This window comes from Paenibacillus sp. MMS18-CY102 (assembly GCF_009789195.1).
Taxonomy (GTDB): domain Bacteria; phylum Bacillota; class Bacilli; order Paenibacillales; family Paenibacillaceae; genus Paenibacillus_T.
This window is the reverse complement of sequence record NZ_WSTC01000025.1, coordinates 46,042-61,910: the sequence shown is the minus strand read 5'-3', so window position 1 is coordinate 61,910 and position 15,869 is coordinate 46,042. Positions and strand designations below refer to the sequence as shown.

13 protein-coding genes are annotated in these 15,869 nt (G+C 49.5%); 2 read left to right on the top strand and 11 right to left on the bottom strand.

The annotated features are described in order from the left end of the window. Positions 1–32 precede the first annotated feature (32 nt). The 10 genes from GON22_RS18255 to GON22_RS18210 all read right to left on the bottom strand — a co-directional run bounded on the left by GON22_RS18255 (position 33) and on the right by GON22_RS18210 (position 12,419). Positions 33–491, bottom strand: a complete 459-nt coding sequence (locus GON22_RS18255; RefSeq protein ID WP_160397548.1) for a disulfide oxidoreductase — start codon at positions 489–491, stop codon at positions 33–35. A gap of 3 nt (positions 492–494) precedes the next feature. After that, on the bottom strand, positions 495–1,229 hold the full coding sequence (locus tag GON22_RS18250; RefSeq protein ID WP_160397547.1) for a DsbA family protein: 735 nt from the start codon (positions 1,227–1,229) through the stop codon (positions 495–497). A 204-nt stretch (positions 1,230–1,433) separates the two neighbouring features. Next, on the bottom strand, positions 1,434–2,117 hold the full coding sequence (locus tag GON22_RS18245; protein WP_160397546.1) for a DUF4956 domain-containing protein: 684 nt from the start codon (positions 2,115–2,117) through the stop codon (positions 1,434–1,436). 29 nt (positions 2,118–2,146) lie between these two features. Then, the gene (locus GON22_RS18240; protein WP_160397545.1) at positions 2,147–2,854 is read right to left on the bottom strand and encodes a polyphosphate polymerase domain-containing protein; all 708 of its coding nucleotides are present in this window, start codon (positions 2,852–2,854) and stop codon (positions 2,147–2,149) included. Positions 2,855–2,876: 22 nt separating this feature from the next. Then, positions 2,877–4,610, bottom strand: coding sequence for a CotH kinase family protein (locus tag GON22_RS18235; RefSeq protein ID WP_160397544.1), 1,734 nt, complete (start codon positions 4,608–4,610; stop codon positions 2,877–2,879). Between the two features lie 25 nt (positions 4,611–4,635). Further along, positions 4,636–6,084: an exopolysaccharide Pel transporter PelG gene (gene pelG, locus GON22_RS18230; protein WP_160397543.1), complete on the bottom strand. Its 1,449-nt coding sequence runs from the start codon at positions 6,082–6,084 to the stop codon at positions 4,636–4,638. 3 nt (positions 6,085–6,087) lie between these two features. Further along, entirely contained in the window at positions 6,088–7,503 is a 1,416-nt protein-coding gene (gene pelF, locus GON22_RS18225; RefSeq protein ID WP_160397542.1) for a GT4 family glycosyltransferase PelF, read from the bottom strand. A gap of 2 nt (positions 7,504–7,505) precedes the next feature. Next, on the bottom strand, positions 7,506–9,335 hold the full coding sequence (locus tag GON22_RS18220; protein WP_160397541.1) for a DUF2194 domain-containing protein: 1,830 nt from the start codon (positions 9,333–9,335) through the stop codon (positions 7,506–7,508). Further along, a complete protein-coding gene (locus tag GON22_RS18215; RefSeq protein ID WP_160397540.1) occupies positions 9,332–10,234 on the bottom strand; it encodes a tetratricopeptide repeat protein in 903 nt (300 codons plus the stop codon). The genes GON22_RS18220 and GON22_RS18215 overlap by 4 nt, the downstream gene beginning before the upstream one ends. Continuing rightward, positions 10,224–12,419, bottom strand: coding sequence for an NAD-dependent epimerase/dehydratase family protein (locus GON22_RS18210; protein ID WP_160397539.1), 2,196 nt, complete (start codon positions 12,417–12,419; stop codon positions 10,224–10,226). The genes GON22_RS18215 and GON22_RS18210 overlap by 11 nt, the downstream gene beginning before the upstream one ends. 336 nt (positions 12,420–12,755) lie before the next feature. On the opposite strand from GON22_RS18210, the gene GON22_RS18205 reads away from it, so the two are divergent. Further along, a complete protein-coding gene (locus GON22_RS18205; RefSeq protein ID WP_160397538.1) occupies positions 12,756–13,799 on the top strand; it encodes a hypothetical protein in 1,044 nt (347 codons plus the stop codon). Between the two features lie 168 nt (positions 13,800–13,967). Further along, entirely contained in the window at positions 13,968–14,795 is an 828-nt protein-coding gene (locus GON22_RS18200; protein ID WP_160397537.1) for a lipase family protein, read from the top strand. Between the two features lie 63 nt (positions 14,796–14,858). Here GON22_RS18200 and GON22_RS18195 read toward each other — a convergent pair whose 3' ends face one another. Further along, complete coding sequence (locus GON22_RS18195; protein ID WP_160397536.1) at positions 14,859–15,623, bottom strand: GTP cyclohydrolase II; 765 nt, start codon at positions 15,621–15,623, stop codon at positions 14,859–14,861. Between the last annotated feature and the right edge of the window lie 246 nt (positions 15,624–15,869).

The window sequence follows — 15,869 nt, the reverse complement described above, 5'->3', positions numbered from 1 at the left end:
CAGCGTCATCGATATGACAGCTGGGATCGTTCTTATTCAGCATCCGCTTCAATATGCTCATGGCGCGCTGCACGCCTGGTCAGCCAGAGGCAGCCAGTGATCAAGATGAAAGCGACGAGGGCCATCAGCGGTATCGTAATGACGCCGAAGTAGTCCAGATAGTCTTCGCTGCAAGGAACGCCGTCTGTACAAGGCATAATGTCCGCCATTCCCGGCACCTTTTGCTCCAAGTAATGATAAATCGAAATCAGTCCGCCAATGATGCTAAGCGGAAGCACATAGCCCGTAATCCTCCGGTCTCCCCGGTAGGCCGCGATGCCTAGCAAAATGACCTGCGGATACATGAAAATGCGCTGGAACCAACATAGCTTGCACGGGGTGTAGTTCAATACATCACTTAAGTACAGGCTGCTGGCAGTTGCCACTACCGCTACGATCCACGCCATGTACAATCCATACGTGTAAAAGAAGGAAGGCTGATTGTTATCCATCGGTTACTTGCCAGCCTCCTCCGCCTCTGCGAGTGCCTTATCGACAGCAGCTTTTACCGCGTCATAATTCATAGCGTCCTTGCCGCCGACCATCGTACCGTTCACGAAGAGCGTCGGCGTGCCGGTTACGCCCAGCGGTTTGACGCGCGACATTTGGTCGGTCAGTTGATCGGCATACGTCTCGTTCTCGATATCGCTGCGGAGCTTGTCGAAGTCAATGCCAAGCTTCTCGCTTTGCGCCAATTGGATGAGATAATCGGTTGTCGCCCAAATTTGTCTTTCATCCGGTTGATACTTGTAGAGCGCATCGTAATATTTCCAGAAAGCATCGTTATTCTGATGGTATACGGAAAGGCCGGCAAGCGCAGCCGTACGCGAATCCTGGCCGATAAACGGATAGTTCATAAACGATAACGATACGAGGCCTTTATCGATGTATTCCGACTTGAGCTTCGGCTCTACGTCTTGGCTGAACACTCGGCATGCTGGGCACTTGAAGTCCCCGAACTCAACAATCTTAACCTTCGCATCCTTGCTTCCAAGCGTCGCCATTGCGTTATAATCGAACGCATCTGGATCGGCCTTTTTATCTTCTGGTTTTAGGAATGCAACAGCCACAATAAGTGCAATGAGCAGAACGCCACCTGTTATCCACATGAGCTTCTGCATATTTTTCTGGCGCTGCTTGCTGCGCGAACGCATATCCTTGCGGTCCACACGGTTTGCTGCTTGTCCCATTTCATTATCCCCCCGGCTCTAATTTTATACAGTTACTTTAATTATAACGGTCTTTTCTTAAAACTACATTAAGAACCTTGTGAACGAATCGTTAAATCGCACGCCCTTCTGCCCCCTCTAGACGTAAAAAAGCTGTCGAGAAATCTCGACAGCCAAGTGCAACAGCAGCCCTCCCGAGGGAAGCGCCCTAATTATGCATGCAGCTTACGGCGCATAATCGCCGTTATAGCTTACTAACGCAACATCCGCAACGCCAGGAATTTCGGATATAGCCTGGACGAATGCCGTGTTATCCGCATTAATGCGAAGCTCTACGGTGAGCTCCGTCATTTGTTTGCGAATCGTCTTCGATTTGAGCGTGAACTTCATTTTGCGCAGCGCCGTCTTGATCGCCTCATCCGCTAACGCTTCCTCATAATGGAGAATGAGCAGGAATGGTGCGGTCTTCACTTTGCGGCGGGATAGCAGGAATATGACAAGCGCAATAAAGAGCGAACCGAAGATCGCAATCGGATATAGCTTCGCACCCGTTGCGATACCAACGGAAATCGCCCAGAACATATAGACGATATCGAGCGGGTCCTTGACTGCCGTCCGGAACCGGACGATACTAAGCGCGCCGACCATGCCTAGCGACAATACGATGTTCGTGCTGATCGTCATAATAATTAACGTCGTAATAAGCGTCATAAGAACGAATGAAACATTGTAGTTATGGCTATACACAACCCCGCGGAAGCAGCGTTGATAAACAAAATAGATAAACATGCCAAGCACGAATGAAATGAGCAATCCCCAGAATATCTCGACCCACGATACGTTTTTGAAGGCATCGAGCTCTAGCATGCTTTTCTTGAAAATATCTTTAAAATTCAGCGTATCTTCCATTCAAGCGAATCCCCTTCCAAGCCTAGAAATCATTGCGCGAACGTTTTGCGTTTCTCTTTGCATATCCCGTATTTCGAAATGCTGGACCGATTATGCGATGACAGCTGAAGCAAATCCCGAATCATAGTAGGCAAGAACGCATCATACTTTACTTCCAAAATCGTGCGCGGACCCTCGATTGTCCCTGCTGTCACAAGATCCTGGTCAAAAATATCAAACGACTGCAAGCTAGCCTCCAGCTGCTTGTCGAACGTAATCCGGACATCGCTGGTTGGGTAAATATACGCTTCCCTCACATAATCGACGATGACCGATGGCTTCATCGCACCTGTCACGAGATCGGTATAAAAATCGTTCATAAGCGGATGGCCGCTCGCTTTCAGGAACGAATAATTGCCATCTCGCAGCAGCTCGAACTGTTCACGTGTCAGTGATGCCGATTCTTTGGCTACCATGTCGTTATACTTGCTTTTGCGCTCCAGCTTAATCGTGGCGTCGCTTTTGTTGTAGATGCGGACCCGGTATTTTTTCCGTGCAAAAATGCCGTTCATCTTATCGTGCAGGGATGATTCATGCATATTGTCAAAATACAGGCTCCGGATATGATAACCCTCTGCATCTACTGAATTGCGGTCCAGCGACAGCAGCGTGCCGATCCGGTTCCGCAATCCGATATATTCATGATGATGAATAAAAAACTTGAGCTCGTGCCGCAATCTCTTCCCTGCAAACTCCATCGCCGTACGCCTCCCTCAACCGTTAATCGACGTAAAACTCGCGAACGCCGTAATTTTTCATGCCCTCGGTATCTTCATAAATATCAAAGGAAGGCATCACATTTCCTTGGCTATCCTGCGCGACCACTTTCCAGAAGTAACGCCCTTTGCCTAGCCCTTCTAACAATACAGTGGAGCTTTTTTCATTCTTGCGTTCCTCGATTGGATGCGCGAATGCCGGCTCCTTAGCAACCATAAAGTGATACGTTAAATCGTCACCCTGCAAGTCGTATGATGCATCCCAATGGAAAGTAAAGGTTGAACCCTGGTGCGCGACTTCCCCCATGAAGAACGGCATCGGCAACTGCAGCTGCTTCTTGAACAGCTCGGCATTAACCTCCGATAAGCCGGCAATGCGGTCCAGCTCCTGGTCATACTGGCTAAGCTTGCCTGGCAAATACGTCAAGTCCGGCTGTTTGGACACATACGGATACACGGTGCTGCGATAACTGTCCAGAAACGACTTGGTCTGCGCTGGCGTAATAATTTTACGAAGCTCGTCCACCTTGTCTTCCAGTTGCTTCACGTTGTCCGGGTTTTTGAAGAAGCGGCTGGCAAGCGTCGTCTCCCAGTAGTTCGAGATCCCCCTCATCCATGGCGCTCTTGCTTCACCGGGTTTGCCCGTATGGTCAAATTCATTAAAGCCCCATCCGCCGTCATAGTCCCAAGGAATGAAATAAAACTTGTTTCCATTCTGGGGCGAATACAGCAAGAAGTTTTGTGTGATCGTATCGATGTTATCCATCAAAATATTCGAAGCCATCCACGTCAAATAATTGTCGCGGTCGAAATGCCGGTCGAACACCTCATCAAAATCGAGCGATAAATTGTTCATTTCATCGAGCATCTGAAGCAGCTTCTCATGATCATTGTTGCCCTCAACGCTAATGACGGTTTCGAATAGGTCCTTGTTATACGCAGGATCATCCGCTTTCTTCAACTTCTCAGGGTAACGGTAAAACTCGAAATTCTCCGCTTTATACAACTGGCCATTCGGATCGAGGCCATGGGAGCGCAGAAACCGCTTGTTCGGCTGCTCGATCTGCTCATACAGCCCATAATCCGTAAACGCTGGAGCCTTCGCCCCGCTCGTCAAGTCTTTCACGTATAGATGAACGAACTGCATATGGTAGCTGGTCATATTAGGAATCATTTTGAAATAATCAAAACTCAACCGGTTCCTCACCCGCGTGAAGTCGAATTCGTGCTTCAGCAAGTTAATGGATGTCTGGTTGCGCCATACGCCAGCATCGTCGAACAGTTTAATTTTGTAAGACTTCTGGTTCGAGTTCAACGATGATTTCCCACGAAGGGATATCTCTGCATTGGCGTGATCCTCACCATATCCGAGCTTGCCTACACTGCTGATGATTCCCGACTCATCGCCTTCTTGGACGAGCACATTCACTTTCTTATCATCTGTGTTGTCCACAGGATACTGAATGCTGTTAAGCTTGCTCCAGGTTAATGGATGCTCACTGGTCAGGTTGTCGTCTGTAATGGTTACGTAAAAAGATGTTACTGAATCGACTTTATCATTATCATAGATGTGCCGATTCTCCGTCAGCTTATCCACTCCGTAAGATAGGGTTAGATCGCCTTTCGAAACGACTCCCGATGGGCTGCCATCGCTTTCCCCAGCCTCGTCGCTTGCGCTGCAGCCTGCTAACAAGGAGCCTAAAAGAACGAATGCAATCCAATATTTATGTCTAATCAAATCTATTGCCTCCTTGCGATCCTTCTTAATCCAACCGGCTCATCCGCTTTGGCGCTGCATGCAGCAGTTTCGAGAACCGATTCGTTTTCTCCCTATGAATGACTGGCTGCGCGCTAAATGTATAGTAGTTAATATGATTGAGCACATGCATCAATCGGCCCAGCGCAGCAACCAAGGATAGGAATGCGGCTGCGAAGAACGAGAAGCCTTGGCTGTCGTACAGAACGGACACTACAGCAAACCCTGTATTGCAAGCCAAGAACAACACAGCCAGCCACAGCACGCCTTTACGGTCATCGAAGTAAAGCAGAACTAGCGTGACGACCGTATAGATGATATAAGCAAAAAATCCGATTACAAGTATGTTGTACAGCTCAATTTGGGAAGCGCTAAAGCCTACAAGCGGCAGGAACCGAATGCCCAGCGCAACCGAAATGATCGAAAAGAACAGCTGTACGCCCATGAGCAGCGAAATCTGTTGCGTCAGCACTTGGAACATTTGCCCGCGTGCGCGGTTGATATCGCCGAGCGATCCCCCGTGAAGCACAAGATCATAATAATGGCGATACTTCGGATATAAGTTCGTTTCGAGTGAGACGACGAACATAATTAACGATGGAATCGCCGACATGAAGGCGTAGTATACAGCCAAATCGTATGATGGCGACATCAGAAACGCATCTGCCACAACAACGCCCGAGTCACCTAACCATTGGACAAACTGATGGGAATACAGCCCAATTGCCGTTAATGCCCCGATCAGAATCAGTGATGGATACCGCGTTAAGTAAGCTAAGAAGGTATAGTCCGATTGCCTGGTTGGCAGACGGAAAAACCGTTCAATCTGAACGAGCAGCGCCGCTGCCGTAAGCATAAAGCCTGCGTCTACTGCCAGCAGCACCGTCCCCGCATCCTTCAAGCCTGCGTACTTCAACAGCACCCATGACAGCCCAATCGCGAGCAGTGCACCACCTAGGAAGGAGAGGCCAATCCGGCGATAGTTTTTCATCGCGGATAAGTAAACCACCTCAAACCAGATTACGATAAGGGTCATAAACAAGAGCAGCAGCGAAGCCTTGTAAGTCAGGCTAAGCGGGGAGAAGCCTAGGAACAGCAGGGCCGGCACAGCGCCGAGCAGCAGCCCAATCTTCAAGCTGCCGTAGAATGACGGAAGCACGGCTTCATACTTTTTCTGGTAAATAAAGTCCGAGACAGACCGTGTCAAATAGAGCGTCAATACATTGCTGATAATGTAAGAGAATATAAACGCGTAGACGATCGATGCTTGAAACAGCTCCCGGTCAACGAACGAAACCTCATATCGCAGCTGCATCCATTGTACAGCAACGACCAGAAGCATACAGGTGAGCATCGGGCCAATCGTAACGAGCGAGGAATACGTGAATGCCTTGATTTTGTTAACCAAGCCATCCTTGGCATACATCCGTTTTAGTTCAAAACCAATACCTGCCATCGCTTATTTCCTCCCCTCAAGCTGGTTGTACAATGCTTTGTAGCTGTCAATAAACCGGTCACGTGTATACAAAGCTTCCACTCGGCGGCGGCCATTGCTGCCCATTTCATTGCGCATCCGTTCATTCTTGCATAACGTAACGATTGATCGGCTAATTTGCTCGGCATTCATAACGGGCACGACGAATCCAGCTTGGCCATAAGGATCGTCAACGCCGTACAGCAATTCCTTGCAGCTGCCGACATCTGTCGTTACGAAAGGCTTGCTCGCCGCCAATCCCTCCAGCACAGCCAGCGGCTGCCCTTCGCTAATGCTTGTCAGCACTAGCAGGTCCATGGTGCCCACATACTGTTTGATATCAACGTTGCCCGTAAATTCCACGTCTTGAAGCCCGAACGCTTCGATTAACGCCAAACATTCCTCGTAATATTCACGGTCTTCTTCATACGGGCCCATGATGTGGAATGTTGCGCTTGGCACCTCACGCTTCACAAGCTGGAAGCTTTGAATCATCGTCTTAATATCTTTGATCGGAACGACGCGAACGAGCGCACCAATGCGGAGCGGCGCTCCCTCCGCCTTGCTAGGCAAGTTATCGAAGTCTGCAGCATTCACCCCATTAGGGACGATGCTGATTTTCTCTTCTGGGCAACCGAGTTCGATCTCGATTTCTTTATTCCGATTAAACAAAGTGACGACTTCGTCTGCATATTGATAGGCGCACTTTGACAATGTATAGAAGTATTGGATCCACAGGTCCTTGAAGCTGCCCTTAACCCAATCGGACTTAATGATCTCTTCCTCGCGTTCCCGTGAATAAATGCCGTGTTCCGTCAGCACCATCGGCTTGTTGTAGATGTGCTTGCCTAGTGAAGCAATAACGCCCGCATAACCTGTAGACACGGAATGGTACAGATCCGCCTCTGGCAGCGAGTTGCGTACCGTCATGAAGAGCGGCATAATCATCGAACGAACCGTCCAGAACATCTCCGTGAACGGCACTTGGCTGAACTTCTCTTCGCACAGCCCGCTTAGGATGTCGTAATAATCCCGGCTCATCAGGAAGGTCGCAGCGTCGCCCAGCTTCTTGTTAAGCATCGCTTCGAAAATATGCTGCCAATCCGCGTTCTCATCTCCACCGATGAGCGACTTGATCGCATTCGCATCTTCGCGGGCCAGCTTGGAGCGCGCTCCCCAGCGGCCTTCCTCCTTCAAATAGGAGTCCATGAAAAACTCGCGCACTTCCGTCACGTTAGAGGGCAATTCATACTTGAATTTCCCCTTTTGTTCTTCTTCTGCTGCAATCGCATAGATAACGAACGAATGCTCGGGCATGCTCCGCAGCAGCGCGTGTATCCAGCTCGATACCCCGCCGGTAACGTAAGGGTAAGACCCTTCCGCGACGATACAAATTTTCATCGTTATCCATCCAATCCGATCTTAAATTGTTTCGCTGTCGCTTTGACAAGATACATATGCCCGTTCAGTCGCGTTACCTCGGCGTGCTCTAGCTTCGTTACTTTCTTGTCGCTGCGGAGCAGGTAATAGAAGTCACCATCGGTGTAGCCATTAATATATCCTTGGATGCCATCGGCTGTCTGCTGGAAATGCGGATCGCTGTCGGCATACCGCACCAGCTCATTGGTTGCTTCCGTTGCCGTCATCGGGCGCAGCCAGCTGAATTGGTCATTGGTATCCTTTAAATACTCGGTGAATTCGCGATAGAGCTGATCCCATGTTTTATTCTGGTTCCGGTCTGGGGCGATCACATCATCCGGGTGAACAAAGTGCGAGAACACGCCGAGGGTTCCGATCGCATTCATCGAGGCCCACTTCTCAAACTCATCGTATACAAAGCCAGATGTCACCCGTGGCAACTCTGCAATTCCGTCCTTAGCGATTTCAAACTCCTGCACGTAAGAAGCGCTCTCCAAATCTTCACTATACATCGACGAAATCGTACGCAACCCTGGCCAGCCTGCTTTGAGCGCTTCCCGTCCGTCTGCGCCTAATACGTTAGATGGCGGGACATACGTTCGAAGCTCGTAGTTAGGAAATACATCATTCACGAAAACAGTCACAGCCTTTACCGATTCCGCCATCTCCTGGGCGGATGGCCAAGCGTTATAGCCGAACTTATTGCTAATCTTGTGATCGGTCACAAGCGATTCGTGATTATAACCATGAATGCCGATCTCGCCTCCGCTTTTCAGCACATCACGGCCATACATGATTAAGTCTTTGGGAGAGCTATCCTCCTCTGTGAATGGCCCATTCACCTTATCCGCATAGGTTTCGATTGCGACACCTGTAAATTTGTAACCATACATAGCTGCAACACGCACCATGTCTGGCCACCAAATTTCTTTAATAAACCGATTGTAAGTGCGCTTATAATCAGGCAACATATCCTGCTTAAACGGCGCCGGGAAATCATCGATATACATCAGCTTGGCGTTAAGAATCGGATAAATAAAGTCCTTATCCATCAAGCTAATGCTTGCTGCCGTAAATCCGCGGCTCGACTTCTCCTGAAGCATCGTTCCGTTCAAAAGGACAAATTCGCCATCGCCATATGGCTGCTGCCATAAAATCGGCACATGCTCGGTCGAATCCGCCAACATAACTGTGCCTTCGTCCAGCCGCACCTGCATGGCCGTATTTTCGATCATATCCGTATTAAACGCCGTATCTTCCTTGCTCGCGAACACTTCGCTGCTAATGTTAAGCCCTTGGGTATTGGCTTGGAAGCCAGCTTCCCGAATGCCCAATTTGCGATAGATGCGATAGAACGTATTGTCCGGCTCCAGCACCGTCGCGAACATGACATGCCCACCACCATGCACGAACGTTTCCAGCCACTCATTATTCGGCAGGCGATCAAGCGCCGACACCGTTATAATGACATGTTCTTGTTCACTGCCCGGTCCATTAAACTGGCTGTAATTGACCGTCCGGTACGGTTTTTTCATATACGTAAGCGTCTGCTCTACATTGCTCCTAATGCGCTGGCTGTACGTGTTGCTTTCATCCGTTACGATAACGTATACCGGCTCATTCAGCGCTTCGACATTTTCAGGCGCTAGCGCTTGCTGCGTCGGGAACTGCTCCGCATCAACAAGCGGCGCATTCTTGCCGCCTACGCGCAGTAAAGCCTCTGAACGCGTCAACTGCAATAGCAAGCCTAACACAAGAATGAATAGCAATATGATATAAATTTGTTTGCCTAATTTAAAATTATCTTTCTTCATCCGGCTACACCACTGCCTGTCCAGTATTGGAGTACGCTCTGCGTATCATGCGACAAACGGATCGGCAACGACCGAAGCTCCTCCAGCAAACCAAAGAAGCGTTCGCGCCTCTTCAACTCATAATAAACACGCAAGGAAGACAAGTATGCTTGTTCGCTTGTAGGGTACATCTCCCGAAATTTATCGCAATCCTTAATCGCCCGTTCGTACTGGCCAAGCTCCATTTCACAGTCTATTTTGTTACGGTACATCGTTTCGTCATAGTAGCCTTCGTTCATAATCTTATCGAGCACTTCGATATAAGACGACAAGTAGCCGCGTTTGGTCCGAATGTCCATAAATCCGCCCGCAATGAGCTGGCTTAGCGCACCTGCATACTTCGCCGCACTCTCCAAGTTGTCTGGCTGGCGGTCATATTCCACAGCCGCTTGCTGCAGCTTCACCTGCAGCTTGCGCTTCATCTCTAATACTGCCGATACCGCATAGTGAGACGTTTCGGTATCCTCGTTATTGACCGCTTGTTCGAGAAGCGAAGCATATTCATCGATATCGCCTTTCAGCATATCAAGCAGCAACCTGCGCCTCGTCATATGGTCGTTCACGACAAGCGCTTCTTCCATTGGCACAATATTCGTTTCCTTCTCAACGTCGACTTGCTGGTAGATGCGTTCCCGAATATTTTCTTCAACTTCGGTCAGTGATTGGAATCGGTCCAGATTCGCATTCGGTTCAAATCTTCTGCGGAGCGTCTCCGTCAGCCAAGACAACAGAATGCCGCCAAACGGAAGCAGCAGCGTCAGGCAGATTCCAATCGCATATTCACCATTTCTCCGAATAAGGCGATAAGCACTGTATACGATAGCAACGATATAGTAAATGAGTAAAGCATTATCCAGCATAAGCTTCTTCTCCACTAATGACGCGTGCCGTGATGCCGTTCTTCTCTAGCCTGCGAATAACAATGGCTGCTTCAGCCTCATTGGAATTGTTCAGCAGAAGCACTAATTCGTTGCGAATCATTCCAATATAATCCGATTCGCGAAGCGTATCTGCAACGCGCTCTACCGCACTGCGTACCGATTGGCCGTCATCCGACTGAATCGTAAGCAGAACGAATTCGGCGTTATGCTGCTTCTTGGCAGCCAGCTTGCTCTCCACGACTTGGCGGAACCAGTTCTCTTGCAGCACTGGCGTTTCGCCGACATAACGGTTCGCACTCGTTGCCCCGACGAATTGGAATGCACGCGCTAGCGAGTTTGAAATCATCTCTACCGTCATTTTGAATACGTTCTGGTAGTTCAAATTCAATCTAGCAAAATTGACATCATGTATGGATATAATCGATACAACGGTCCCGTTATTAATGACAGGCGCTGCCATCATCGGAGCGTCAGGCGACATCGTCCGATTAACGAAGATCGTCTGCGTTTCTACGACTTTCTTCACCCAACCATGCTCGGACATCCGAATTGTCTTCGGAAGCAGCAGCTCATCATTGCCCGACTTGATCATTAGCCGCAAGAAATCGGTCTGGTTCACGGCGTAGATCGAAATCTGCTTCGTCTCCAGCAAATGCTCCAGCACATGAATCGAGGAGGATACGACATCCTCTGGCTCGTGGCTCTCCAGCTCTTTGACAATGTTATAAATGCGGCCTATGCTGTCCTTGCTGCCGATTAATTGGCGCTGAAGCTCGTCTTTCACATAACGGGTATCCTTGTACACCGTGTTCAAGAAGTCGTATCGCTCCTGCTCTACCTGCAGCTTCTGGCTAATCTCAACGGTTTCACGCCGATGCTTGTCCGACACGAATCCAACAACAAGCCCGAAAAATAAGTATAAAGCCAAAATAAATAAAACCTCTGGGTCATAAAGCAGCGACACCCACTCGCGGCCGTTCTGCAGGCTGTCTGTAAAGTATAACCCGGAAGCGAGCACAGCCGAGATAACCGATTGCCTGCTGCCGTACAGCACACCAATAATAAAAATATAAATAAGCTTAAAATCAATATTCGTCTCTGTAATCCAGCTCGACCCGTGCTTCATAAGCAAGTACAGGCCAATGAAAGCGAGCGCATTCTCACCATACGGGCGCAGCTTCTTCAGAAGGCCCAGAGATTTGCTCTTTGATTCGCTTCTTGATGCGGTTGCCTTCTTCTCTACGTTCGAAGCTGCATTGGCTTGGAACCATTGGTACGTCTTCGCCAGCCCCTCCTTAAGTGAATAAAGAGGCACCCAGTCCAAATCCCGTTTCACTCTCGCATTATCCAGCGCTGAACGGTAAATATCGCCTTCACGCGAAGCCTCATAACGAACGTTCGTGCTATGCCCAACCTCTTGAAGCGTTTCGATCAGCTCGTTCAGCCGAATCTCATGATTGCAGGATAAGTTATACACGCCGGTCAAATCGCTCTCCGCACCCCGGTATAAGCCGTCCACAATATCTTCTACATAAATGAAATCCCGCGTTTGGCTGCCGTCGCCATAGACGACAAGCTCTTGTTGCTCTACCATGCGCTGCATATAAATGGACACGACGCCACCCTCGCCGGAGCGCCCCTGCTTAGGGCCGTATACGTTAGCGAATCGGAACGCGAGCGTCTGAAGGCCGTACAGCTCTTGCCACTTCGTGCAGTAGTATTCGCCAAGCTTCTTATTAATGCCGTACGGCGACATCGGTTCGCCTTGCACCGTTTCCGCAAGCGGCACCGCTTCATGATTGCCATATACGGCCGCTGAAGAAGCGAAGAGGAACTTCTTCACGCCATGGCGCCGCGAGCACTCCAGCATATTTACGAGCCCCATAATGTTCGTCTGGGCGTCTGCTTGAGGAATTTTCATCGATGTCGTCACATCGACCTGCGCCGCCAAATGTACAACAACATCTGGCCGTACGCTCTCAAATACGACATCGCATGCACGGTCTTCCACATTAAGCGGATATAGCTTATGAGGCACCGTTACGTTGCTAACATCTCCGCCTGATAAATTGTCGATAATATAAATCTGATGCCCTTCCTTATGAAAACGCTCCGCTGCAGTTGAGCCGATAAAGCCGCAACCACCTGTAATGAGGATTTTCAAAACGATCGATCCCTCCCGATATCCTAATTTATTTGCAAATTGACCAATTCGAGAAGATAGTCCAGAATTTCCCGATCTTTTGATGGATTTACAAATAATTCATAGTTCGATTCTATTACAATAGTCCCTATTCCTACAAGACTAATAGACAATAAAGACAAAGAAAGTTACAAGAATGCGTCGAATTCACACTAGATTATTACATTTCTCACTCCCGAATACAGAAATAGGCGGTTGGTGGGCTTGCATTTTATCCTACGAGAGACCTATCATTAATAACATAAATTATTGGTACACTTAAGGTCAACGCCGGCGCCCGACATAAGGAGGACTGCCATGAAGTTCCTAGACAAACCGACACAGCTAGTATTCAAAAGCGTGCTTCTGCTCAGCGCCTTGCTAGTCGCCCTCACAAGCACAACACCCGTATCCGCGGGCAACGACACTGGGTATCGCCTCATGATCTATTACGGCATCCCGCTCGAAATCAATGAAACAGGCACGATCGAGGAGGCTGCGCTTCAATTCGCTGAATATGATTACATCGTACTCGGCGCCGGCCTGGAAGAAACGACACATGAAGCGCACAACTCAACTGCCAGCATTATCGCACAAGTCCGAAAGCTAAAGCCAAGCGTGCATATCTACGGCTATATCGATCTGGGCGTTACAACCGATAATCTATCGATGAGCATGATTCAGAAAAAAACCGTTCGTTGGAAAACAACTGGCGCTGACGGCATTTTCTTCGATGACGCAGGCTATGATTACGGCGTTACGCGCAAGCGGATGAACCAAGCGGTACAGTACGTTCACGCCCAATCGATGAAGGCGTTCATGAATGCTTGGAAGCCCGATGACATTATGGGCAGTGCCGTGAATGCCACGTACAATTCGAAAGGCGAGAAAACCGCAATAGGCGGCGGCGATCTCTACCTGTTGGAAAGCATGTTGCAGCCTGTTGATATTCCTAACCAAGAACAAAAAAGCGTGTTCAGCTCCGGATTCCGTTCTAAGATGGATAAATCGCTCATGTACCGCAACACGCTCGGCGTGAAGCTGATGAGCATTAGCCCAATCAATTATGGCACTTATTCGAGCGATGCTGTCCGCAAGTTTTTCCGGGCAAACGAAGCGGCTGCCGCTATATTCTCTTTAGACGGATATGGAGTTGCCCCGAAGGAGTACAGCACCGCCAGCAATTCGCATAACGTCTTGCGAGAGATGCCTTACTTGCTGAACTACATGGACTATTACACGGCGAACGTCTCGTACGTGGCCAAATATAGCGACCGCGATTACGCGTCGAGAGGCTTCCGCCTGCATTCGCTGCCTGGCGAGCATTTCTACGATTACCCAAGTACGGCGGTCTATGAATAAACCTTTTATTAGCAAGCAGCCTGATGCCCTAGCGTCAGGCTGCTGCTTTTTCGTTCCAGCAGTTAATAGCCGAACCGGCAGTTCCGAATCTCCCTCCGCCCACATACACTGTAAGGAGCATGTTGGCATGACAAAAATCGTTGGGATAGGACGGAGGCGCAGACGGCAATGGCTAGCAAGGACGAAGAGGCCGTATTCGATATCCGGACGGCACTTTTTTTGGCGGCAGTATGCGAACAAACCTATGTGCAGTTCAAAAGCCGGGACGGCATGTTCCTCATGCCCGCCGGCTACAGGGCGGTCGGCACGATCAAAGCGCAAGCCTATGAAAGCAAGCCCGAATACTTTGGATTTCTCATTGAATCGGAACATTCCGCCATATTGGCGTTTCGCGGCACTGGCTCTGTGATGGAATGGGTGTCTGACTTCATTTCGCAGCAAATCAGGTGCAAGCCGGTAAAGCCGCCGAGCCTAACCCATAAAGGATTTACTGATATCTATATGAGTTGTCGAGATAAAGTGCTGGCCTTGGTGCGTAATGTTTCGCCTGACAAGAAACTCTATATTACCGGACATAGCCTTGGCGGCGCGCTGGCTACACTTGCTGCGCTCGATACCGCATTCAATGACTTGCGTGAACCGACCGTATACACTTTCGGTGCGCCGCGTGTCGGCGATCCAAAGTTTTCCCGCATCTATAATCGCATGATCAAGGAGCATTGGCGCGTGCAAAATGAATTCGACATCGTCCCGCTGCTGCCGCCGCTCGTCTACCGGCAGCCCAAAAAACGGAAGTTATTCTACTACATGCATGTCAAAACAGAAGTGAAACGTTCGTTCCGCATGGGCTCCGTCTCCGGCAATCACGTGCTGAGCAGCTATTTTGCCAATCTGTCCAAAGATGACCCCGCATTCGCCGCTGCATTATGTGAAGGCGCGCTAGGCTGGTGCCCGTCTCCGCCGCCTCGGCCGACCGAACCGGACGAATTGTCCTAGCCCTTCCCGATTTTCCGAACAGCACAAAGGACGAGCGTCTCCGCTCGTCCTTTGTGCTGTTCCTTAATCGGTTGCACGCCCTTCAAAATGCCCAGACCGCATGACTTTGGTCTCCAAATACTTTTTATTAAACTCCGAAACGTCGCCCCATAGCGGCACACGCCCCGATACATCCGCGCCTGATGCGACAAGCGCATCCATCTTCCGCGGGTTGTTCGTAATGAGCGTTACCGGCTTCGAGCGCAGTTGCTTGAGCACTTGAATTGCGTCATCGTAGCTGCGGATATCATCTTGGAAGCCGAGCTGCAAGTTGGCATCGACCGTGTCGTAGCCTTCTTCCTGAAGCACGTAAGCCATCGCTTTGCTGAATAAGCCAATGCCGCGTCCTTCATGGTTCGCGAGATAGAACAATGCGCCCGAGCCATTCGCCACAATCATCTTCATCGATTGCTTCAGCTGGTAGCCGCAATCGCACCGTTTGCTGCCAAAAATATCGCCTGTATGGCAAATGCTATGCATACGTATCAGTGTATCCGGAACTTCAGCGAAATCGCCATACACGAGCACGCTTGATTGCTGCATCTCCGCCAGATTAGAAGCGGACAGCCTTGCAATAATTTGCTCGGTTGTCGTGGTCTCGTCGCTGCAAGAATCCCCAGCAATACTGTCACAGCGAAGCCAGCAATACCATTGGAAAATATGGGTCTCCCCGTCTAGATTGACAGGCAGCCTGACCGGACCGACCAAGTAGATGCTTTTGTCGCCACTTGGCACCGTTGTAATTTTGCGTTTAAGAATGGAAATAATGTCCGTCTGAATTGAATGCATGAGTATTGCTCCTCCCCATACCACCGGCGTCCTGCTTTTTGTCTATAGTGTTACCATTTGGCAAGCAACAAATCCGTTACTTTGCATACTGTGGTTACTTTTTGTAAGTATATTAAGTTGATGCCCATTTGTCAAATGCAGCAAACGCCCAACACCGCGCCTGTCCTGCATTCTGGCCGCAGTATTTCCCTTATTGTACGCCACTTCGGGCAATCCGTACCAGTCGGCCATACGTCCCGATTTCGG